This is a genomic window from Streptomyces luteolifulvus (genome assembly GCF_008806595.1).
In the GTDB taxonomy this organism is placed as follows: Bacteria; Actinomycetota; Actinomycetes; order Streptomycetales; family Streptomycetaceae; genus Streptomyces; species Streptomyces luteolifulvus.
Map to the genome: position 1 here is coordinate 36801 of NZ_VZRB01000009.1, position 22692 is coordinate 59492.

Consider the following 22692-nt stretch of genomic DNA (forward strand, 5'->3'; position numbering starts at 1 on the left):
CGTGACTGGCCCCGCAGGCGCAAAAGAAGAGGGCGGCACCCCCGCACAAGGGTGCCGCCCTTTCTGGAAGCCGGAGCCGCCGTCGATCGGTTGGTCGGGGACCGTCGGCGGCTCCGGGGTCTGAAGGCGCAGCGGGCGGTGCCGCCCCCTCCATGCCCGGAGCCGCTGCCGATCGGTGAGGGTCGGGGACCGACGGCGGCTCCGGGGTCTTGAAAGGGGTCAGCGGTGGTCGCTGCCCTGCGACTGGCTCGCGGCGCGGCCCGCCTCCAGCCGCGCCACCGGGATGCGGAAGGGCGAGCAGGAGACGTAGTCCAGACCCACCGCGTGGAAGAAGTGGACCGACTCCGGGTCACCGCCGTGCTCGCCGCAGACGCCGAGCTTCAGGTCGGGCCGGGTCGCGCGGCCGGCCCTCGCCGCCAGCTCGACCAGCGAGCCCACGCCGTCCCTGTCGATCGTCTCGAACGGCGACACCCCGAAGATGCCCTTCTCCAGGTACGCCGTGAAGAAGCTCGCCTCCACGTCGTCCCGGCTGAAGCCCCACACCGTCTGGGTGAGGTCGTTCGTGCCGAAGGAGAAGAACTCCGCCGCCTCCGCGATCTGACCGGCGGTCAGCGCGGCGCGCGGCAGCTCGATCATCGTGCCGATCGACAGCTTCAGCTCCGTGCCCGTCGCCGCCTGTACGTCGGCGATGACCTGGTCGGCCTCCTCGCGGACGATCTCCAGCTCCTGGACCGTGCCGACGAGCGGGATCATGATCTCGGCCCGCGGGTCGCCCTTCGCGGACTTGCGCTCGGCCGCGGCCTCGGCGATCGCCCGTACCTGCATGGTGAACAGACCGGGGATGACCAGACCGAGGCGCACACCGCGCAGACCCAGCATCGGGTTCGCCTCGTGCAGCCGGTGCACGGCCTGGAGCAGACGCAGCTCGTTCTCGTGCGGCTCCTGGCGGGACTCCGCGAGAGCGACCCGCACCGACAACTCGGTGATGTCGGGAAGGAACTCGTGCAGCGGCGGGTCGAGCAGGCGGATGGTGACCGGCAGGCCGTCCATCGCCTCGAACAGTTCGACGAAGTCCTTCTTCTGGAGGGGGAGGAGTTCCTTCAGCGACTCCTCGCGCTCGGCCTCGGTGTCGGCCAGGATCAGCCGCTCCACCAGCTCGCGCCGGTCACCCAGGAACATGTGCTCCGTGCGGCACAGACCGATGCCCTGCGCGCCGAAGCGACGGGCGCGCAGCGCGTCTTCCGCGTTGTCCGCGTTGGCGCGGACCCGCAGCCGCCGCTTGCGGTCGGCGAACGCCATGATCCGGTGGACGGCCTCGACGAGTTCGTCGGCGTCGTCCGCACCCGCGTGCATCCGGCCCTCGAAGTACTCCACGACCGGGGACGGGACCACCGGGACCTCGCCCAGGTACACCTTGCCGCTGGACCCGTCGATGGAGATGAGGTCGCCCTCCTCCACGATGTGCCCGCCGGGCACGGTCATCCGGCGCCGCTTGGTGTCGACCTCCAGCTCCTCCGCGCCGCACACACAGGTCTTGCCCATGCCGCGGGCCACGACGGCCGCGTGGGAGGTCTTGCCGCCGCGCGAGGTCAGGATGCCCTCTGCGGCGATCATGCCGTCCAGGTCGTCGGGGTTGGTCTCGCGGCGGACCAGGATGACCTTCTCGCCCGAACGCGACCACTTCACGGCGGTGTACGAGTCGAAGACCGCCTTGCCGACCGCCGCACCCGGCGAGGCCGCGATGCCCCGGCCGACCTGCTCGACCTTCGCCTGCTCGTCGAAGCGCGGGAACATCAGCTGCGCGAGCTGGGCGCCCGTCACCCGCTGGAGCGCCTCGGCCTCGTCGATGAGGCCCTGGTCCACCAGCTGCGTCGCGATACGGAAGGCCGCGCCCGCCGTGCGCTTGCCGACCCGCGTCTGCAGCATCCACAACTGGCCGCGCTCGATGGTGAACTCGATGTCGCAGAGATCCTTGTAGTGGTTCTCCAGGGTCTCCATGATCTGCATCAGCTGGTCGTACGACTTCTTGTCGATCGTCTCCAGCTCGGCCAGCGGAACCGTGTTGCGGATACCGGCCACCACGTCCTCGCCCTGGGCGTTCTGGAGGTAGTCGCCGTACACGCCCTGGTGCCCGGAGGCGGGGTCACGGGTGAAGGCCACACCGGTGCCGGAGTCGGGGCCCAGGTTGCCGAACACCATGGAGCAGACGTTGACCGCGGTGCCCAGGTCGTGCGGGATGCGCTCCTGGCGGCGGTAGAGCTTGGCCCGGTCGCCGTTCCAGGAGTCGAAGACCGCCTTGATGGCGAGGTCCATCTGCTCGCGCGGGTCCTGCGGGAAGTCACGGCCGGCCTCGGCCTTGACGATCTTCTTGAACTTGGCGACGAGCTTCTTGAGGTCGGCCGCCTCCAGCTCGGTGTCGACCGTGACCTTCTTGGCCTCCTTGGCCGCCTCCAGCGCCTCCTCGAAGAGGTCGCCGTCGACGCCGAGGACCGTCTTGCCGAACATCTGGATGAGACGGCGGTAGGAGTCCCAGGCGAACCGGTCGTCGCCGGCCTGCTTGGCGAGGCCCTGGACCGACTTGTCCGAGAGACCGATGTTGAGGACCGTGTCCATCATGCCGGGCATGGAGAACTTCGCCCCGGAGCGGACGGAGACCAGCAGCGGGTCCCCGGCCTGGCCGAGCTTCTTGCCCATCGTGGCTTCGAGCGCTTCGAGGTGAGCGCTGACCTCGTCACGGAGTGCCACCGGCTCTTCACCGCTGTCGAGGTAGACCTTGCAGGCCTCGGTGGTGATCGTGAAGCCGGGGGGCACCGGAAGGCCGAGGTTGGTCATCTCGGCGAGGTTGGCGCCCTTGCCGCCGAGGAGGTCCTTGAGGTCCTTGTTGCCCTCGGTGAAGTCGTAAACGAACTTCACGCCCTCAACGCTGGTGCCGTGCTCAGCTACATGGGGATCTTTGTTTTCCGACACGGGTCTCGACTCCTCGAGGACGCGGTGGCTGCCCTGACGGCCAGGAACATACCCAGATCGAAGGCGCCTGGGTACGTCCACTTGCGTGTCATGCGCCCGTAACCGTTCGTCCGCCAGCGGATCGAAAGTCAAGGCTTGGCAAGCGACCGACCGCTTATGTTTTCACTTCTTGAACGCCTCACCCCCCACGGGCTCCTCCGATCGCTCAGATGAGCGGCTTTCGGCACGCCTGAGTTCGATCGATGAACGATCAAGGGGTGGCACTCAGTGCCACCCCTTGAGGAAGTGCAGTCGCTCATGATCCGCTCATCTGAGCGCAACCCTTATCAAGGGTGGCGAGAATCACGCTGCCACAGGCGACGGGATTTCACCATGCGGACGTGTCCCGGGACAGAAACGCGCCTGTCACAAACCCGCCGGTCACACGCCCCGTCACACCCCCAGCGCGAGCAACCGTTCCTCGATCCGGTCCGGCGCGTACAGGTGCTCGACGACCAGCGCCCCCGCCCCCACCAGTCCGGCCCGCTCCCCGAGCCGCGAGGTCACGACGTCCAGATGAGCGGTGGAGCGCGGCAGCGCCCGCTGGTACAGCAGCTCCCGCACCCCCGTGAGGAAGGGCGTTCCGGCCAAATCCCCGGCGATCATCAGCACCCCGGGGTTGAGCAGCGTCACCACGGTCGCCAGCACGTCACCGACCTGCCGTCCGGCCTCCCGCGCGAGCGCGGCCGCCTCCGGATGTCCCGCCGCCAGCAGGTCCCTTACATCCGATCCCGAGGCCGCCGGCACCCCGGCCTGCGCCAGCCGCCGCGCCACGGCGCCACCGCTGGCGACCGCGGCCAGACAGCCGTAGGACCCGCACCGGCACAGCGCCTCGGCACCCGCCGGGACGCGGATGTGGCCGATGTCCCCGGCGCCGCCGTCGATGCCGCGGTAGACGGAGCCGTCCACCACGACTCCGGCGCCGATGCCCGTCGACACCTTCACCAGGACGAACGCCCCGCAGTCGGGGTGTGCGGTGCGCTGTTCGCCGTACGCCATGAGGTTTGCGTCGTTGTCCACGAGCACCGGTACCGCGGCCGCTCCCGTGTGCTCGGTGAAGGCCCGGGCCAGGCGGCCCCTGATGTCATAGCCGTCCCAGCCCGGCATGATCGGCGGCTGGACGACCCGGCCCGTCTCGCTGTCCACGGGCCCCGGCACCGCGAGTCCGATGCCGCATACCTCCGCCGCCGTGTGTCCCGCCTTCTCCAGCAGTTCGGCGAGCCAGCGGCCGAGTTCGCCCAGTACGGCGTCGGGGCCGTCCTCGACGACCAGTGTGCCGCCGTGCTCGGCGAGGATCTCGCCGGTCAGGGACAGCACGGCCGCACGCGCGTGCCGGGTGTCCAGATCGGCGGCGAGGACGACCGCGTGGGCGTCGTCGAACTCCAGGGTGATCGAAGGGCGGCCGCCCAGCGGGGAGTCCACGGGACCCCCGGCGCCCTCGCGCAGCCAGCCCGCGCGGAAGAGGCGGTCGAGGCGCTGGCCGACCGTGGCGCGGGAGAGTCCCGTGGCCTGCTGGAGTGCGCCGCGGGTGGTGGCGCGTCCACGGCGGACCAGTTCGAGGAGATCGCCGGCGCCGGCCTGGTTCCGTCCAGTCATGCGCACCCCCTTGTGTTTCTCAAGTCTGCATTACATATTGGGTTTTGCGTGTTAAATAGACGTAACCCATTGGTGGTCGTAGCCGAACCAGGTCGGCCGGATGTCGTCGGGGAGCCCCGAGTGGATCGCACTGCCCAGGTCACCGCACGCCCCACGGCGCGCGCCATTGCATACGATCCGCCGTCTTCGGCGTGTGCGGCGTCTGCAGCGTCTGCGGCGTTTTCGGCGGATGCTCTGCACGCCAGGGCCGCCCGCGTGCTGGAGGACAACTGGACCGGCACATCGACGGTGCCCTCGCGCGGTCTGTATCCGCACCAGTGGTCCTGGGACTCGGGGTTCATCGCGATCGGCCTGCGCCATCTGTCGCCGTTACGGGCACAGACCGAACTGGAGACGCTGCTGGACGCCCAGTGGGGCGACGGGCGCATCCCGCACATCGTCTTCAACCCCTCCGTCCCGCTCGACGCCTACTTCCCGAGCCCCGACTTCTGGCGCTCCTCGACCGCCGGGCGCGCCGCGGGGGCCCCGCGCACCGTACAGACCTCGGGCATCGTGCAGCCACCGGTGCACGCCCTGGCCGCCTGGCTGGTGCACTGCGCCGACCCGGGGCTGTCCCGGGCGCGCGGCTTCCTGGCCGGCGTGTATCCGCGGCTCGCCGCCTGGCACCGGTATCTGCTGCACCGGCGGGACCTGGGCGGAGGCGGGCTCGCGTCCGTGGTGCACCCCTGGGAACAGGGCATGGACAACAGCCCCTGCTGGGACGCCCCGCTCGCCCGCATCACCCCCGCCCCGGCCCGCTCCTTCCGGCGCGCCGACCTCGACCACGGCGCCCCGGAGGACCGGCCGACGGATCTCGACTACGGGCGGTACGTGCGGCTGGCCACGGACTACCGGGACCGCGGATACGCCGACGGGGCGGGCGGGTTCGCGGTGGAGGACCCGTCCTTCAACGCGCTGCTCATCGCCTCCGAGCATGCACTGGCGCGGATCGCGCACGAGCTGGGCGCGACCGGCACCGCCCGGCACGCGCGCGCGGAACGCCTGACGGCCGCGCTCGTGGACCGGCTCTGGGACCCGGCGGCGGGCATGTTCCTCTGCCGGGACGTGCGCGGCGGGCGGCTGATCCCCGAGCGCAGCGTCTGTGGCCTGATCCCGCTGCTCCTGCCCGCCCTTCCCCGTGAGCTCGCCGCCGCTCTCGTCCGCACCGCGTGCTCACCGCACTTCGGGCTCGGCACCACGACCCGTCTCGTCCCCAGCTACGACCTGCGCGGCGAGGCCTTCGACCCGCACCGCTACTGGCGGGGGCCGGCCTGGTTCAACACGAACTGGCTGCTGGAGCGGGGGCTCAGACTGCACGGCGAGCAGGCCCGGGCCGAGGCGCTGCGGGAGGCCGTCCTGCACTCCGCCGACGCCTCGGACTTCGCGGAGTACGTCGACCCGTACACCGGCGAGGCCTGCGGGGCGACCCGCTTCGGCTGGACCGCCGCGCTCGCACTCGACCTGCTGCACGAGCCCCGCGCGGCCGGCGCACCAGGTGTCACCAGCCAGACCGACGTCAACAGTCCGCACGACAAAGCACTCAAGAGCGTCAAGGGAGGGGACCGGGGATGACGAACCGGCATCATCTGCTCGTGCACGGCGGGACGTTCGCCGCCGTGGGTGACGGCGGCGACATCAGCGGCGTACGGGGCGGCGGCCTCCCGGACGGATTATTCGTGAGCGACGCCCGGCACCTCAGCCGCTGGCAGCTGACGGTCGACGGTGCGGTGCCGGAGGCGCTCACGCCGGTCGCGGACGGGGACACGGCACGCTGTGTCCTCGTCCCGCGCGGCGGCCGGCAGGAGCCGCCCGCGTACACGCTCTTCCGTGAACAGGCCGTCGCCGACGGCGCGTTCGTGGAGTCGCTGCGCGTGACCAGCAACCGCCCGGTGCCGACGACGGTCCGCCTCGCCCTGACCGCGGACGCCGACTTCACCGACCAGTTCGAGCTGCGCTCCGACTTCCGTACCTACGCCAAGACCGGCGCCACCCGCTCCCGCCAGAAGCTCGACGACGGCGTGGAGTTCAGCTACCGGCGCGGCGAATGGCGGTCCTGTACGACCGTGACCGCCGAGCCCGCCCCGGACGGCATCGAGGAGACGGGCACGGGCGCCCGCCGGCTCGTCTGGACCCTGGACCTGGAACCGCACGGTACGGCGGAGCTGACCCTGCGGGTCATGGCACGGCCGCACGGCGACCGGCGGGCCCGGCGCGTGCCCCGCTCCCCCGCCGCCGTGAACGAACAGCTCCTCGCCCTGGAGGGCGAGTTCGTGGAGGGTGTGGCCTTCCCCACCGGATGGCCCGAACTGGCCGCGGCCTGTGCGCGCGGCCTGGCCGACCTCTCCTCGCTCCAGGTGCCGGCGACCGGCCCGGACGGCGAGGAGCTGCGCGTCCCGGCCGCCGGAGCGCCCTGGTTCCTGACCCTGCTGGGCCGCGACGCCCTGCTCACCTCGCTGTTCGCCCTGCCCTACCGCCCACAGCTCGCCGCGGCCACCCTCCCGGCGCTCGCCGCCGCCCAGGCCACGGATGTCGGCACCGACTCGGTCGCCCAGCCCGGCAAGATCGTCCACGAGGTACGGCACGGCGAGCTGGCGCACTTCGGTCAGGTGCCGTTCGGGCGGTACTACGGCTCGGTCGACGCCACCCCGCTGTTCCTGGTGCTGCTCGGGGCGTATGTCGAGCAGACCGGGGACACGGAGCTCGCCCGGCGTCTGGAACCCCACGCCCGGGCGGCGATCGGCTGGATGCTCGACCACGGAGGGCTCACCTCGCGCGGCTATCTGGTCTACCGCGCCGACCAGGGCGGCCTCGCCAACCAGAACTGGAAGGACTCCCCCGGCGCGATCTGCTCCGCGGACGGCACCAAGGCGAGCGGCGCGGTGCTGGCGGCCGGGGCGCAGGGGTACGCATACGACGCGCTGCGCCGCACCGCGCAGCTCGCCCGCACGATCTGGGACGACGAGGTCTACGCGGCCCTGCTGGAACAGGCCGCCGCCGACCTCCGCGACCGCTTCCAGCGCGACTTCTGGATGCCGGAGCGGTCCTTCCCGGCACTCGCGCTCGACGGCCGGGGCCACCAGGTGGACGCGCTGGCCTCCGACGCCGGGCATCTGCTGTGGTCGGGGCTGCTGGACAAGGAGTACGGCGAGCTGGTCGGCCGGCGTCTGCTGGAGCCCGACTTCTTCTCCGGCTGGGGTGTGCGCACGCTGGCGGCGGGACAGCCGGCGTACCACCCGCTGTCGTACCACCGCGGTTCGGTCTGGCCGCACGACAACGCGCTGATCACCCTGGGCCTGGCCCGCTACGGCCTGCACGACGAGGCCCGCACGGTCGCCCACGCCCTGGTCGACGCGGCGACCGCGACCGGCTATCGCCTCCCCGAGGTCCTCGCGGGCTACGGCCGCGACAGCCACGCGGAGCCGGTGCCCTACCCGCACGCGTGCGTACGGGAGTCCCGGTCGGCGGCGGCTCCACTGGCGCTGCTCACGGCGGTGGGGGGCGCGTAGGGGATGGCCGGCGAGAGGTGATCGCCGACGTGATTGGCGAGGCGTTTGCCCGGTGTTTGCCGAGCGCTGGCCGAGGCGGCTGAACAGCGCTCGCGCACCGGCCGTACGGAACTGCGGCGGTCCCGATCCTCCCGCACCGGGTCCGCCGCGATTCACCGGGCTTCGTACGGAAGGACCTTCGGGTGCCTGTCTTCACGCGCTTTCGCCGCTCCCCCGACACGGCCGACGCCGTGCCGCCGACGGCGCCGGGGGCGGCGCCGAGCTCGGACAAGTCCGCGGGGGAAGCGGCCCCGGTGTCTGCCGCGGAGAGCCCGACGGTTCCGGCGCCCCAGGAGGCGCCCACGGCCCCGGCCGAAGAGGCCGCGCCGGACACGCCCGCCGACGGCAAGCCGCCTGCTCCCGAAGCGGAGAAGGCATCCTCGGCGCCGCCCGACGCCACGACGCCGGCACCAGCGACGCCGACCGAGAACACAGCCGCGACCCAAGACAAGGCGACGCCGGGCGGAGGAAGGGCGGCACGGGGCGATGGAAAGGCCGCGCCCGCCGAACACAGAGCCACCGCCGAGGACAAGGCAGCACCCGGCGAAGGCAACGCAGCACCCGCCGAAGCCGAACCGACCACCCCCCAAACCGACGACCCATCCCAGACAACGCCCGATGCAGCAACGGCGACACCAGCGGCGGCCGCCGAACACAAAGCCGCCGCCAAAGACAACACCGCGCCCGGCAAAGACACATCGACACCCGCCGAAGCCGAACCGACCACCCCCCAAACCGCCGACGCATCGCCGACCACGCCCCAAGCCACGACACCGGCACCGGCCGCCCGGGCCGAAACCACAGCCGCCCCCAAAGACACCGCCGCGTCCGCCGAAGACACAGCGACACCCGTCCCACACGAACCGGCGGCGCCCGACGCCGCGACGGCGGCACCCGCCGCGCCCGCCAAAGACAACACCGCGCCCGCCAAAAGCAAAGCCACCGCCGAAGACAACACCGCGCCCGCCGAAGGCGAACCCTCGCACCCCGTCCGCAGGACAACCGTTCTCGCCGTCCTCTGGGCCCGCATCGCCTACTGGGGCCGCTGGCGGAGTCGCCATCCGCGTGTTGCGCGCGGGCTGTACTGGACGACCACCCTGCTCGCCGTGGTCCTCGTCCTCGGTGCGCTGCTCCTGCCGAACACCCTCTCCGCGCTGCACGTCAACCGGTTCACGCGGCTGCCCGCGGAGGCGGTCGTCGGGGCCGCCGTGCTGCTCGCTCTGCCGCGCCGGGCGCGTATCGTCCTGGCGGCGGTGTCCGGGGCCGGCCTGGGCGCGCTGACCGTGCTGAACGTTCTCGACATGGGGTTCACCGAATATCTGGGCCGGGGCTTCAACGCCGTTCTCGACTGGGAGTTGCTGGACGACAGCCAGGCGTACGTCGAGGACTCGCTGGGGAGGACGACGGCGATCGCGGCGACCGTCGGCGCCGTCGTCCTGGTCCTGCTGCTGATGGCGGTGATGGCGCTGGCGACGGTCCGGCTCAGCAATCTGCTGGCCCGCGACACCCGGAAGGCCACCAAGGCCACCCTCGTCGCCGGCACCGTCTGGATCACCTGCTCCATGCTCGGCGTGCAGATCGCCGGCGTGCCGTTCGCCTCCGACCGTGCCGCCACCGCCCTGGAGATCCAGGCACGGCGGGTGAGGGACACCCTGCGCGACGAGGCGGCGTTCGCGAAGGAGGCCAAGGCCGACGCCTTCGGCAACACGCCCGGCGACCAGCTCGTGCCCGATCTGCGCGGCAAGGACGTGATCTTCACGTTCATCGAGAGCTACGGCCGCAGCGCGATCGAGGACCCGGTCATCGCCCCCGGTGTGGACAGGACGCTGGAGGAACGGACCGCGGCGCTGGCCAAGGCGGGCTTCCACGCGAAGAGCGGCTGGCTGACGTCGGCGACGTACGGCGGCAGCAGCTGGCTCGGCCACTCCACCACGCTGTCCGGCCTGTGGATCGACAACCAGCAGCGCTACCGCACGGTCATGGCCGGCAACCACCTCAGCCTCACGAAGGCGTTCCAGAAGACCGGTGACTGGGACACGGTCGGGATCATGCCGGGTGTGCAGAAGGGCTGGCCGGAGGCGGAGTTCTACGGCCTCGACAAGGTCTACAACGCCTTCCAGATGGGCTACAAGGGCCCGAAGTTCAGCTGGTCGACGATGCCGGACCAGTACGCGCTGGAGGCCTTCCAGCGGCTGGAGCACGGCAGGAAGCGCGACAAGCCGCTGATGTCGGAGATCATCCTGACCTCCAGCCACCAGCCGTGGGCGCCGATCCCCACGTCGGTCGGCTGGGACGAGCTCGGCGACGGATCGGTCTTCGGCCCGATCGAGAAGGCCGGCAACAAGCCCGCCGACATCATCGCCGACTCCACCCGCTCCAAGCAGGAGTACGGCACGTCCATCCAGTACTCGGTCACCAGCCTCACCCAGTGGCTGGAGCGCTACGGCAACGACAACACGGTCCTCGTCTTCCTCGGCGACCACCAGCCCATAGCCCGGGTCAGCGGCAACCACGCCAGCCGTGACGTGCCCGTCTCCATCGTCGCGAAGGACCCGAAGGTCCTCGACAAGATCGCCGCCTGGAACTGGACGGACGGTCTGAAGCCGGCCCGCAACGCCCCGGTCTGGAAGATGAGTTCCTTCCGGGACCGCTTCCTGACGGCGTACGGGTCGACCCCGCACCCCTCCGAGGGCTGATCAGCCTCCGGACGTGTCCAGCTCCGCGTCCTCGCCGATGCCCGCGCAGTCGTACGGGTCCTTCAGCCAGCCGTCCGGCAGCACCACCCGGTTGTTGCCGGACGTACGGCCGCGGGGCCCGTCGGCGCCGACGGGCCAGGGCTGGTCGAGGTCGAGCTCGTCGAGGCCGGCCCGCAGTTCCTCCAGCGAGGACGTGATCGCGAGCCGCTTGCGCATCTCGGAGCCGACGGCGAAGCCCTTCAGATACCAGGCCACGTGCTTGCGGAAGTCGATCACGCCGCGGGACTCGTCGCCGATCCACGCGCCGAGCAGGGTGGCGTGGCGGACCATGACGTCGGCGACCTCACGAAGCGCCGGGCGCGCGATGTCCTGCGTACGCCCCTCGAAGGCCGCCACCAGGTCCGAGAACAGCCAGGGCCGGCCGAGGCAGCCACGGCCCACGACCACTCCGTCGCACCCCGTCTCCCGCACCATCCGCACCGCGTCCTCGGCCGACCAGATGTCGCCGTTGCCGAGCACGGGGATCTCGGGCACATGCTCCTTCAGCCGGGCGATGGCGTCCCAGTCGGCGGTGCCGCCGTAGTGCTGGGCGGCGGTGCGGCCGTGCAGGGCGATGGCCGTCACGCCCTCCTCGACGGCGATACGCCCGGCATCGAGGTAGGTGATGTGGTCGTCGTCGATGCCCTTGCGCATCTTCATGGTGACGGGCAGGTCGCCCGCGCCGCTCACGGCCTCGCGCAGGATCGCCCGCAGCAGGTTGCGCTTGTACGGCAGCGCGGACCCGCCGCCCTTGCGCGTGACCTTCGGCACCGGGCAGCCGAAGTTCAGGTCGATGTGGTCGGCGAGGTCCTCCTCCGCGATCATGCGGACGGCCTTGCCGACGGTCGCCGGGTCGACGCCGTACAGCTGGATCGAGCGCGGCTTCTCGGTCGCGTCGAAGTGGATCAGCTGCATGGTCTTGTCGTTGCGCTCGACCAGGGCCCGGGTCGTGATCATCTCGCTCACGAACAGGCCCTTGCCCGCGCCGGCTCCATCCTTTGATCCGCCTTCGGCGAAGGACCGGCACAGGGTGCGGAAGGGCGCGTTGGTGATACCGGCCATGGGCGCGAGCACGACGGGCGGCTGGACGGTGTGCGGGCCGATCGACAGGGGCGGGACGGGCGTGGGCATTCCCCCATTGTCCCGTACGGCGGTGGCTGCTGTGGTCATTAGTTAGACGCACTATCGAAACGGGCGTACGCTGAAGCGCATGTCCGAGCTCAGCCCTCGTCGACGCCTGCTCGTCCTTGCGATCTGCTGTATGAGCCTGCTGATCGTGAGCCTCGACATCACCGTGCTGAACGTCGCCCTGCCCTCGATGCAGCGGGAGCTGCACGCGAGCACCTCGGGCATGCAGTGGACGATCGACGCGTACACGCTGGTGCTCGCCTCGCTGCTGATGCTCGCGGGCTCCACGGCCGACCGGGTCGGCCGCAAGCGGGTCTTCATGACCGGGCTCGTCGTCTTCACCATCGGCTCGGTGCTCTGCTCGGTCGCCGCCGACCTGGACGCACTGGTCGCCTTCCGCATGATCCAGGCGGTCGGAGGTTCGATGCTGAACCCGGTCGCCATGTCGATCATCACCAACACCTTCACGAACCCCCGCGAGCGGGCGCGGGCGATCGGTGTCTGGGGTGCGGTGGTCGGGATATCCATGGCCGCCGGACCACTGGTGGGCGGCCTGCTGGTGGAGTCGGTCGGCTGGCGCTCGATCTTCTGGATCAACCTGCCGGTGGGGCTCGCCGCCCTCCTGCTGACCCTCCGCTATGTCCCCGAGTCCCGCGCGCCCAAGGCCCGCCGGGCCGATCCGGTCGGGCAGCTGCTGGTGATCGCGCTGTTCGGCTCGCTGACGTACGCGATCATCGAGGCGCCCGGGTCCGGCCTCGCCGTGGTCCTTCCCTTCGTGGTGCTGGCGATCGTCGCGCTGACGGGCCTGGTGTGGTACGAGCCCCGGCGCGCCGAACCCCTCATCGACCTGCAGTTCTTCCGGTCGGCGCCGTTCAGCGGGGCGACGGTGATCGCGATCAGTGCGTTCGCCTCGCTGGGCGGGTTCCTGTTCCTGTCGACGCTGTATCTGCAGAACGTGCGGGGGCTGGATGCGCTGCACGCCGGGCTGTGGATGCTGCCGATGGCTGTGCCGACGTTTGTGTGCGCGCCGCTGTCGGGGCGGCTGGTGGGTGTGCGGGGGCCGCGGCTGCCGTTGCTGATCGCGGGGGTCGCGATGACGGCGAGCAGTGCGTTGTTCGCCGCGTTCGACGCGGAGACGTCCGACGTCACGCTCGTCATCGGGTACGTGCTGTTCGGGGTGGGGTTCGGGTTCGTCAACGCACCGATCACCAATACGGCGGTGTCCGGGATGCCGCGGGCGCAGGCGGGGGTTGCTGCGGCCGTCGCGTCCACCAGCCGTCAGCTGGGGCAGACGCTCGGGGTCGCGGTGGTGGGGGCGGTGCTTGCGGCCGGCGTCGGCTCGTCGGCGTATGCGGAGGTTTTCGTCTCGGCGGCGCGGCCCGGCTGGTGGGTGCTGGTGGGGTGTGGCGTGCTGGTGCTGGTGGTGGGGGTTGTGACCAGTGGGCGGTGGGCGCGCGGTACTGCCGAGCGGACTGCTGCGCGGCTGGAGGCGGTGGAGGTGCGGGAGGCGGCAGGGGTCGGTTCGTAGTTCGGCGCGGGTGCGGGTTGCAGGGACTGGCGCGCCGTTCCCCGCGCCCCTCGCTTTCTCACCTCGCCCTGGCCACCTTATGCAGCTTCTCCAGGCGCTCCCTCGACTCCTCGTCCGCCGGCACGTAGGTCACCATCCTCGGACCCGTCTGGGGGCCCAGCCACAGGTCCGTGTGGTCCACGGTGAGGCGGCCGACGTAGCGGTTGCGGAACTCCTTGCGCTTGGTGCGGTGGGACACGACCTCGTGGCGGTCCCAGGCCTCGCGGAACTCGGGGGACTCCGCGCGCAGGCGCTTGAGGAGCATCTTCCAGGCGGGCTCGGCGAGATGGCCGGCCATCGAGGCGCGGAAGCGGGCGGCCATCAGGCGCCGGGTCTCCTGCAGATGCACGATCGACGAGCCCCACTCCTCGTTCGTGTAGCAGAGGATCATGCAGTTGCGGTCCTCGGGCGGTACCGCGTCCAGGTCGCAGAACAGCAGCCCGTAGGTGCTGTTGTGGGCCAGGATGTCGTACCGGCTGTTCTGCACACAGGCCGGGAACGGCGCGACCTGCTCCAGCAGGGCCCGCAGCGCGGGGGTGACCGACGGGCAGGTGGTGGCCGGGGTGGGGTCCACCGCGTCGGCCAGCCGGAAGAGGTGGGCGCGTTCGCTGGGGTCGAGCAGCAGGGTGCGGGCGAGGGCGTCCAGGACCTGGACGGAGACGTGGATGTCCCGGGCCTGTTCGAGCCAGGTGTACCAGGTGACGCCGACCGCGGAGAGATGGGCGACCTCCTCGCGGCGCAGGCCCGGCGTACGGCGCCGGCGGCCCCGGGGCAGGCCCACCTGCTCGGGGGTGATGTGCTCGCGGCGGTGACGGAGGAACGCGGCGAGTTCGTGCCGCCGGATCGCCGCCACGCCTGTTCCGACAGGCCTTGCCGCCTCCTGGGCCATGGTCGCCATGCCTCCAGCCTGCCGTGCCGCGGACCCTGTTGCCAGGTAGTTCTCGTACCAGGATAAGAAGACTCTGGTACCAGTCTGGGCGTGGGAGCAGGCTCGTTCGCGTGACCGAAACATCGACCTCACGTCCCGTCCGCAGCGCCGTGGCGCCACCCGAGCTCGGCGGCCTCGGGCTCTTCACGGTGCTGCTGGGCGCGGCACTCCCTCTCATCGACTTCTTCATCGTCAACGTCGCCCTGCCCACCATCGGCCAGGATCTCTCGGCGGACGAGTCGGTCCTCGAACTCGTCGTCGCCGGATACGGCCTCGCTTACGCCGTCCTCCTCGTCCTCGGCGGCCGCCTGGGCGACCTGTTCGGCCGGCGGCGGCTCTTCCTGGGCGGCATGGCGGCGTTCGGGCTGACCTCGCTGGCATGCGGGCTCGCTCCCACCGCCTGGACGCTGGTCGCGGCCCGCGTCGCGCAGGGCGCGGCGTCCGCGGCGATGCTCCCGCAGGTGCTCGCCACCATCCAGTCGGCCACCGCGGGACCGCGCCGGGCCAGGGCGATGGGCCTGTACGGCGCGACCGCCGGCCTGTCGATGGTGGCCGGCCAGATCCTCGGCGGCGTCCTGGTCGCCGCGGACATCGCGGGCACCGGCTGGCGCTCGGTGTTCCTGGTGAACGTGCCGGTGGTGATCGCCGGACTGGTGCTGGCCGCCCGTGCCGTGCCGGAGACCCGCTCCCAGCGCCCGGAGCCGGTCGACGGGCCGGGGACCGTGCTGCTCGCCGTGTCCCTGCTCGCGCTGCTGGCCCCGCTGACCGAGGGCAGGGCGGCGGGCTGGCCGCTGTGGACCTGGCTGTCGCTGGCGGCCTTCCCGTTCGCGGCGGCGGCGTTCTACGCGGTGGAGCGCCGGGCGGACCGCCGGGGCCGTACGCCGCTGGTGCCGCCGAGCCTGTTCGCGCTGGTGTCGCTCCGGCGCGGTCTGGTGATGATCGTCCCGTTCTCCATCGGTTTCAGCGGGTTCATGTTCGTGATCGCGGTGGCGCTCCAGCGGGGGGCGGGCCTCGGGCCCGTTCCTGCGGGGCTGGCGCTCGCCCCCATGGCCGTCGCCTTCTTCCTCGTCTCGCTGGCCGGCCCGCGGCTGGTCGCCCGGTACGGCACCCGCGTGGTGACGGCCGGCGCGGCGGTCCAGGGAGTGGGCCTGGCCCTGATGGCGCTGGCCGCCCGGCGATCCTGGCCGGACCTCGGCCTCGTCGAACTGCTTCCGGGCGCGGCGGTCGCCGGCGCGGGGCAGGCGCTCCAGCTTCCCGTGATCTTCCGCGTCATCCTCTCCGAGGTGCCGCCCGCCCGCGCCGGCGTCGGCAGCGGTGTCATGATCACCGCCCAGCAGGCGGCGCTGGCGCTCGGTGTGGCCACCCTCGGCACGCTCTTCCTCTCCCTGATCCAGGGCCTGGGCATGCGCGACGCCCTGGTGACGACGCTTCTGGTGCAGCTGGCGGGCGTGGTCCTGACCGGGCTGCTGAGTCTGCGGCTGCCGCGGACGATCGGTTGAACCGCTCACAGCTTGGACAAGGCGCCGCCGAATGTCCCCTGTTGATGTTGGTCTTGCTGCACACTCCTTGCTGCGCAACGAGATACGCAGACTGAATGCGCAACTGGACGCGCAACGAGACAGGTTCTTCTGAGCAGGTGGCCGCTGGAGGCGTCATGCTGCAGATCAACACGAGCAAGGTGAGCCGCTGGGACCAGCACGGGCGCGAGCACGTCGTCCGGGTGCAGCGCACGGGAGTGCAGCGCACGATCAGATGTGACACGTGCGGCTGGCGCAGGTCGGCGCAGTTCCTGCCCTGGCTGAAGGCCGAGGAGCACCTGGCCGAGGCCCACCAGGCGACGGTGGACCCGGCCGGGGACCAGTCCTCCTCGCGATGACTTTCCGCGCCGTGGAGGGTCGTATGGGAGACGACGACCCCGCACCGGAAGGCCGAGCGATGAGCGAGCTGTACGACACCCTGCAACGGCATGTGGCGGGTGGATCGGTGCCGGGAGCCGTGGGGCTCGTGGCCCGCGGCGACGACGTCGAGGTGGCGGCCGTCGGCTGCGTGGACGCCGAGGGCACCGCCCCGATGGCCCGGGACTCGGTCTTCCGTATCGCCTCGATCACCAAGCCCATCACGGCGGCGGCGGTGCTGATGCTGATGGAGGAGGGACGGTTCGGTCTGGACTCCCCGGTGGAGGAGTGGCTGCCGGAACTGGCGAAGCCGACGGTGGTGCGTACGCCGTCGAGTCCCGTCGACGACGTGGTGCCCGCCGTCCGGCCGATCACCGTGGAGGATCTGCTCAGTTCCCGCCCGGGCTGGGGCTTCCCGTCCGACTTCTCGCTCCCGGCGGTCCAGGCGCTGTTCGAGGTCCAGAAGGACAGCCGCGCCCCGCAGGAGTACCCCGACCCGGACACCTGGCTGGCCGCGCTCGCCCGGGTTCCGCTGCTGTACCAGCCGGGCGAGGCATGGCTGTACGCCACCTCCTCCGATCTCCAGGGCATCCTGGTCGCCCGGGCGTCGGGCCGTTCCCTCCCGGAGTTCCTGGCGGAGCGGGTCTTCGAGCCGCTGGGCATGACGGACACCGGCTTCGAGGTCCCGGCGGCGAAACGGCACCGCTTCACGAGCTACTACCGCGCCGGTACATCGGGTGCCCTGGAACTGGCGGACACCCCGGACGGCGACTGGAGCAGGGTCCCGGCGTTCCCGTCGGGCGGCGGGGGCCTCGTCTCCACGGCCGACGACTGGCTGGCCTTCGCCCGTATGCTGCTGAACGGCGGCACGGCCGGCGGCCACCGCGTCCTGAGCCCCACGTCGGTCAGCCGTATGACGACCAATCACCTCACGGCGGGGCAGCGGGAGCTCGGCACCCTCTTCCTGGAGGGCCAGGGCTGGGGCTACGGCGCCCAGGTCGATGTCACCCCGGCCGATCCCTGGAACGTCCCCGGCCGCTACGGCTGGGTCGGCGGCACGGGCACCACGGCCCACCTCATCCCGCCCACAGGCACGGTCGCCGTCCTGCTGACCCAGGTGGCCATGCCGAACCCGGCACCGACACCGGTGATGCGGGACTTCTGGAGATGTGTGGCGGGAGCGTAGAAGACGCCCCGGCCGGACGTCCGCTCACCTCCGCTACCGTGCCGTCAGCGCGAGCTTCGCCCCCAGTGCCACGAACGAGCCCGCGAAGGTCCGCCGCAGCCAGGTCAGCACGCGCGGCCGTGAGACGACATGACGGCGGACGGAGGCGGCGAGCACGCCGTACGCGGCGAAGACGGCAAAGGTCACCAGCATGAAGACGCCGCTCAGCCCCAGCATCCGCACCACCGAGTGCGGCTCCCCGGGACTCACGAACTGCGGCAGGAACGCGAAGAAGAAGATCGTCAGCTTCGGGTTGAGGATGTTGATCAGAACACCCCGGACGATCACCCGCCCCGCGGAGAGGGGCGTGGTCTCCCGGTCGACCGTGATCGCCTCCTTGTCGCGGACCGTCGCCCACGCCATGTACAGCAGATAGGCGACACCGGCGTACTTGAGGACCTGGAACGCCGTCGCACTCGTGTGCAGCAGCGCGGCGACACCCGTGACCGTGGCCAGCATGTGCGGCACGATCCCGAGCGTGCAGCCGACGGCGGCGACGACACTCGCCCGGCGCCCGCGGGACAACCCGGCCGCGAGGGTGTAGACGACCCCGGTGCCGGGGGTGGCGACCACGACGAGGGTGGTGAGAAGGAACGCGATGCTCATGGACCCACCGTGCCGCTCCGGTGATCGCGCACACAGGGCCAATCCCGTGGCGCCGTACGGGACCAATCCCCGGAAGGCATGCGAACGCGTCACGGCGTGACCGGTGGCGATGGACGAAACCCCGGTTTCGTCACGTCTGTTACGAGCGTGACGAACCGGGGTTTCCGGAAGCCGGGAAGCCCGGGCGGGCCTCAGCAGCCGATGAGGCGGCCCGCGAGGTAGCCCTCGATCTGGTCCAGCGACACCCGCTCCTGCTTCATCGAGTCACGCTCACGGACCGTGACCGCGTTGTCGTCGAGCGTGTCGAAGTCCACGGTCACGCAGTACGGCGTACCGATCTCGTCCTGACGGCGGTAGCGGCGGCCGATGGCGCCCGCGTCGTCGAACTCGATGTTCCAGTGCTGCCGCAGCGTGGCCGCGAGGCCCTTCGCCTTCGGGGACAGCTCCGGGTTGCGGGAGAGCGGCAGGACCGCGGCCTTCACCGGGGCGAGGCGGTGGTCGAGGCGCAGCACCGTGCGCTTCTCCATCTTGCCCTTGGCGTTGGGAGCCTCGTCCTCGATGTAGGCGTCGAGGAGGAAGGCCAGCATCGCGCGGCCGACACCGGCCGCGGGCTCGATGACGAACGGCGTCCAGCGCTCGCCGGCCTCCTGGTCGAAGTAGGAGAGGTCCTGGCCGGAGGCCTTGGAGTGCGCGCCGAGGTCGAAGTCGGTGCGGTTGGCGACACCCTCCAGCTCGCCCCACTCGTTGCCGCCGAACTGGAAGCGGTACTCGATGTCGGCGGTGCGCTTGGAGTAGTGGGAGAGCTTCTCCTTCGGGTGCTCGTACCAGCGCATGTTCTCCTCACGCAGGCCCAGGCCGGTGTACCAGTTCCAGCGCTGCTCCATCCAGTACTCGTGCCACTTCTCGTCCTCGCCCGGCTTGACGAAGAACTCCATCTCCATCTGCTCGAACTCGCGGGTGCGGAAGATGAAGTTGCCGGGCGTGATCTCATTGCGGAACGACTTGCCCATCTGGGCGATGCCGAACGGCGGCTTGCGGCGCGAGGTCGTCTGCACCTGGGCGAAGTTGGTGAAGATGCCCTGGGCGGTCTCCGGGCGCAGATAGGCGATGGAGCCGCTGTCCTGCGTCGGGCCGAGGTGGGTGGACAGCAGACCCGAGAACTGCTTGGGCTCGGTGAACTGGCCCTTGTTGCCGCAGTTGGGGCAGTTCACGTCAGCCAGGCCGTTCTCCGGGAGGCGGTTGTGCTTGGCCTCGTAGGCCTCCTCCAAGTGGTCCGCACGGAACCGCTTGTGGCAGGAGGTGCACTCGGTGAGGGGGTCCGTGAAGGTGGCGACGTGGCCGGAGGCGACCCACACCTCGGGGGCCAGGATCACGGACGAGTCGATACCGACGACGTCCTCGCGCGACGTCACCATGTAGCGCCACCACTGACGCTTGAGGTTCTCCTTGAGCTCGACACCCAGCGGCCCGTAGTCCCAGGCGGCGCGCTGGCCGCCGTAGATCTCACTGCAGGGGAATACGAAGCCACGGCGCTTGCTCAGGCTGACGATGGTGTCGATCTTGTCGGCGGCCACGGTGCTCTCTTCATTACGACGACGGGCGACGAAGCGAGACGCTTCAGAGCGAATGCTTCAGGGTACCGGCGGGGGCTCCCCCTCAACCAAATCGGTTACCGGTAGAGCTCTCACACCCAGCTTGTTGACAACGGTTTCCATCTTCGTTGAAAATGACTGTCATGAACGTACGACGACTCATACCCGCGACCGCCGTCGCGGCGGCCACCGTCCTCGGCGGCGCCACCCTCTCCGCCTGCGCCGAGAGCTCCGCGGCCGGCAACACGGCCAAGTTCGACGTCGTCGCGTCGTTCTACCCGATGGCCTTCCTCGCCGAGCAGATCGGCGGGAGCCACGCCCACGTCACCAGTCTCACCGAACCCGGCCAGGAACCGCACGACCTGGAGATCAGCGCCAAGCAGCAGATCCAGCTGGAGCAGTCCGACGCGGTCCTGTACCTGAAGAACCTCCAGCCCACCGTCGACGAGGCCGTCGCCCAGTCCGGAGTGAAGACGAAGATCGACGCCGCCTCGCTGACCACGCTGGAGGAGCACGGCAACGAGGCCGGCGGCCACGCGGCCGAGCACGACGACCACGGGCACAGCGAGGAGGAGGGCGGCAAGGACCCCCACCTCTGGCTCGACCCCGTGAAGTACGCCGAGGTCGCCGAGGGTGTCGGCACGGCCTTCGAGAAGGCGGACCCGGACCACGCCGCCGACTACCGGAAGAACACCGCGGAGCTGGTGAGGAAGCTCAGCGAGCTCGACACCCGGTACGAGGAGGGCCTCAAGGACAGCAGGTCCAAGGTCTTCGTCACCACCCATGCCGCCTTCGGCTACCTCGCCGAGCGCTACGGCCTGACCGAGGAGGCCATCAACGGCCTCGACCCCGAGTCGGAGCCCAGCGCCGCACGCGTGCGGGACCTTGCGACGATGGCGCGGGCCGACGGCGTCACCACGGTGTTCTACGAAACGCTCGTCAGCGACAAGACCGCAAAGACCGTCGCCCAGGACGCGCACCTGAAGACGGACGTCCTCGACCCGATCGAGGGCATCACCTCCACGTCCCGGGGCAAGGACTACTTCTCGGTCATGGAGGCCAACCTCAAGGCGCTGCAGACCGCCCTGGGAACCAAGTGACCACTACGGAGGACCTCATGGGCGAGCCCGTCATATCGATGCGCGGCGTACGCGCCGAGCTGGGCGCGCGCCCCGTCCTGCGCGGCATCGACCTCACCGTGCACCGCGGTGAGGTCGTCGCGCTGCTCGGCGCGAACGGCTCGGGCAAGTCGACGGCGGTGCGCAGTCTCATCGGCCAGGTGCCGGTCAGCGCCGGCGGGATCGAGCTGTTCGGCACCCCGCGCGGCCGCTTCCGCGACTGGCGGCGCGTGGGCTACGTACCGCAGCGCACGACCGCCGCGGGCGGTGTGCCCGCGACCGTCACGGAGGTCGTCACCTCCGGCCGCCTCTCCCGCGCGCGCTTCGGCCTGCTGCGCAAGGCGGACCACGCGGCCGTACGCCGGGCCCTGGAGCTCGTCGGCATGGCCGACCGGGCCAAGGACTCCGTCGACGCCCTCTCCGGCGGACAGCACCAGCGCGTCCTGATCGCCCGTGCGCTCGCCGCCGACCCCGAACTGCTGATCATGGACGAGCCGATGGCGGGCGTCGACCTCGCCAGCCAGGAAGTGCTGGCCGGGACCCTGCGGGAGCAGGTCGCGGCCGGTGCGACGGTCCTGCTCGTCCTGCACGAACTGGGCCCCCTGGAGCCCCTGATCGACCGGGCCGTCGTCCTGCGCGACGGCTGTGTGGTGCACGACGGCCCGCCCCCGCGGGCAGTCGGCCAGCACGCGCTGCCCGGTCACGACCATGTCCACCCGCATGCACCCGCGGGCGCCGAACCCCTCCGCACGGGACTGCTGAGCTGATGACCTTCCTCGACTACGCCTTCATGCAGCGGGCGCTGCTCGCCGCCGTTCTGGTCGGCATCACGGCCCCCGCCGTCGGTATCTACCTCGTCCAGCGCCGTCAGGCCCTGATGGGCGACGGCATCGGCCATGTCGCCATGACCGGCGTCGGCCTCGGCTTCCTGCTGTCCGCCTCGCCGGTCTGGATGGCGACGGCCGTCTCGATCCTCGGCGCGGTCCTGATGGAACTCATCCGCTGGTACGGCAGGACCCGCGGCGACATCGCCCTCGCCATGCTCTTCTACGGCGGTATGGCCGGCGGCGTGATGTTCATCAACCTCGCGCCCGGCGGCTCGAACGCCAACCTCACGTCGTATCTCTTCGGCTCCCTCACGACCGTCTCACCGTCCGACGTGACCGCGATCTGCCTGCTCGCGGCCTTCGTGATGCTGGTCACCCTCGGCCTGCGCCGCCAGCTCTTCGCGGTCAGCCAGGACGAGGAGTTCGCACGGGTCACCGGTCTGCCGGTGCGTGCGCTGAACCTGCTGACGGCCGTCACGGCGGCGGTCACCGTGACCGTCGCCATGCGGGTCGTGGGCCTGCTGCTGGTCAGCGCCCTGATGGTGGTCCCGGTGGCCGCCGCGCAGCAGCTCACGCGCAGCTTCGCGGCGACGTTCGCGATCGCCGTCGCGATCGGGGTGAGCGTGACGATCGGCGGCACGATCACCTCGTACTACCAGTACGTGCCGCCCGGTGCGACGATCGTGCTGCTGACGATCGCCGTCTTCATCGCGCTCACCGCGCTGGCCGCCCCGCTGGCCCGGCGACGCGCACGGGCGCTCGCCGCCGCACAGCCGGGCGGGGACCCCGCAGAGTGCGCGATTCCGGCCGGCCGGACACCCGACGGCACGGTCGGCGTCTGACCGCCTCCGGACCGGACTGGCACAATGGCCCGGCAGGCGCAGA

Annotated in this window: 16 protein-coding genes; 10 read left to right on the plus strand and 6 right to left on the minus strand. The window is 70.9% G+C overall.

Annotation, left to right across the window (positions count from 1 at the left end; genetic code table 11):
- Nucleotides 1–219: 219 nt before the first annotated feature.
- Nucleotides 220–2967 carry a pyruvate, phosphate dikinase gene (gene ppdK, locus F7R91_RS15315; RefSeq protein WP_408056033.1) on the minus strand — a complete coding sequence of 916 codons (2748 nt, stop codon included), beginning with the start codon at nt 2965–2967 and terminating at the stop codon, nt 220–222.
- A 432-nt stretch (nt 2968–3399) separates the two neighbouring features.
- Nucleotides 3400–4602, minus strand: coding sequence for an ROK family protein (locus F7R91_RS15320; protein WP_150948927.1), 1203 nt, complete (start codon nt 4600–4602; stop codon nt 3400–3402).
- A 120-nt stretch (nt 4603–4722) separates the two neighbouring features.
- Between F7R91_RS15320 and F7R91_RS15325 the strand changes: the two genes are divergently transcribed.
- The 3 genes from F7R91_RS15325 (at nt 4723) to F7R91_RS15335 (ending at nt 10882) form a co-directional block, all read left to right on the plus strand.
- The gene (locus tag F7R91_RS15325) at nt 4723–6213 is read left to right on the plus strand and encodes an MGH1-like glycoside hydrolase domain-containing protein (RefSeq protein ID WP_225320661.1); all 1491 of its coding nucleotides are present in this window, start codon (nt 4723–4725) and stop codon (nt 6211–6213) included.
- Complete coding sequence (locus F7R91_RS15330) at nt 6210–8147, plus strand: amylo-alpha-1,6-glucosidase (RefSeq protein ID WP_150948929.1); 1938 nt, start codon at nt 6210–6212, stop codon at nt 8145–8147. Before F7R91_RS15325 ends, F7R91_RS15330 begins: the two co-directional genes overlap by 4 nt.
- A 1067-nt stretch (nt 8148–9214) precedes the next feature.
- Complete coding sequence (locus F7R91_RS15335) at nt 9215–10882, plus strand: alkaline phosphatase family protein (RefSeq protein WP_225320671.1); 1668 nt, start codon at nt 9215–9217, stop codon at nt 10880–10882.
- On the opposite strand, the gene dusB is transcribed toward F7R91_RS15335, so the two are convergent.
- The gene (dusB, locus tag F7R91_RS15340) at nt 10883–12052 is read right to left on the minus strand and encodes a tRNA dihydrouridine synthase DusB (RefSeq protein ID WP_150948932.1); all 1170 of its coding nucleotides are present in this window, start codon (nt 12050–12052) and stop codon (nt 10883–10885) included. It abuts the gene before it with no gap.
- 79 nt (nt 12053–12131) lie between these two features.
- On the opposite strand from dusB, the gene F7R91_RS15345 reads away from it, so the two are divergent.
- Nucleotides 12132–13577: an MFS transporter gene (locus F7R91_RS15345; RefSeq protein WP_150948935.1), complete on the plus strand. Its 1446-nt coding sequence runs from the start codon at nt 12132–12134 to the stop codon at nt 13575–13577.
- 58 nt (nt 13578–13635) lie between these two features.
- On the opposite strand, the gene F7R91_RS15350 is transcribed toward F7R91_RS15345, so the two are convergent.
- A complete protein-coding gene (locus F7R91_RS15350; RefSeq protein ID WP_150948939.1) occupies nt 13636–14514 on the minus strand; it encodes a helix-turn-helix transcriptional regulator in 879 nt (292 codons plus the stop codon).
- A 101-nt stretch (nt 14515–14615) separates the two neighbouring features.
- Between F7R91_RS15350 and F7R91_RS15355 the strand changes: the two genes are divergently transcribed.
- The 3 genes from F7R91_RS15355 to F7R91_RS15365 all read left to right on the plus strand — a co-directional run bounded on the left by F7R91_RS15355 (nt 14616) and on the right by F7R91_RS15365 (nt 17625).
- Entirely contained in the window at nt 14616–16043 is a 1428-nt protein-coding gene (locus tag F7R91_RS15355) for an MFS transporter (RefSeq protein ID WP_150948941.1), read from the plus strand.
- 155 nt (nt 16044–16198) lie between these two features.
- Nucleotides 16199–16420 (plus strand): hypothetical protein, encoded by a 222-nt coding sequence (locus F7R91_RS15360; protein ID WP_150948944.1) that lies wholly within the window; start codon nt 16199–16201, stop codon nt 16418–16420.
- A gap of 59 nt (nt 16421–16479) precedes the next feature.
- On the plus strand, nt 16480–17625 hold the full coding sequence (locus F7R91_RS15365) for a serine hydrolase domain-containing protein (RefSeq protein WP_150949400.1): 1146 nt from the start codon (nt 16480–16482) through the stop codon (nt 17623–17625).
- Between the two features lie 33 nt (nt 17626–17658).
- Here the strand turns inward: F7R91_RS15365 and F7R91_RS15370 are convergent, their stop codons facing one another.
- Both F7R91_RS15370 and F7R91_RS15375 read right to left on the minus strand, forming a co-directional pair.
- On the minus strand, nt 17659–18270 hold the full coding sequence (locus tag F7R91_RS15370; RefSeq protein WP_150948947.1) for a LysE family translocator: 612 nt from the start codon (nt 18268–18270) through the stop codon (nt 17659–17661).
- 191 nt (nt 18271–18461) lie between these two features.
- Nucleotides 18462–19844: a glycine--tRNA ligase gene (locus tag F7R91_RS15375; RefSeq protein ID WP_150948949.1), complete on the minus strand. Its 1383-nt coding sequence runs from the start codon at nt 19842–19844 to the stop codon at nt 18462–18464.
- A gap of 161 nt (nt 19845–20005) precedes the next feature.
- Here F7R91_RS15375 and F7R91_RS15380 point away from each other — a divergent pair, with 161 nt between their 5' ends.
- Genes F7R91_RS15380 through F7R91_RS15390 form a run of 3 tightly spaced genes read left to right on the plus strand, consistent with a single transcriptional unit; the run spans nt 20006 to nt 22649 of the window.
- The gene (locus F7R91_RS15380) at nt 20006–20962 is read left to right on the plus strand and encodes a metal ABC transporter substrate-binding protein (RefSeq protein ID WP_150948953.1); all 957 of its coding nucleotides are present in this window, start codon (nt 20006–20008) and stop codon (nt 20960–20962) included.
- A 17-nt stretch (nt 20963–20979) separates the two neighbouring features.
- Entirely contained in the window at nt 20980–21747 is a 768-nt protein-coding gene (locus F7R91_RS15385) for a metal ABC transporter ATP-binding protein (RefSeq protein ID WP_150948956.1), read from the plus strand.
- Nucleotides 21747–22649, plus strand: coding sequence for a metal ABC transporter permease (locus F7R91_RS15390; protein WP_150948959.1), 903 nt, complete (start codon nt 21747–21749; stop codon nt 22647–22649). The genes F7R91_RS15385 and F7R91_RS15390 overlap by 1 nt, the downstream gene beginning before the upstream one ends.
- Nucleotides 22650–22692: the final 43 nt, after the last annotated feature.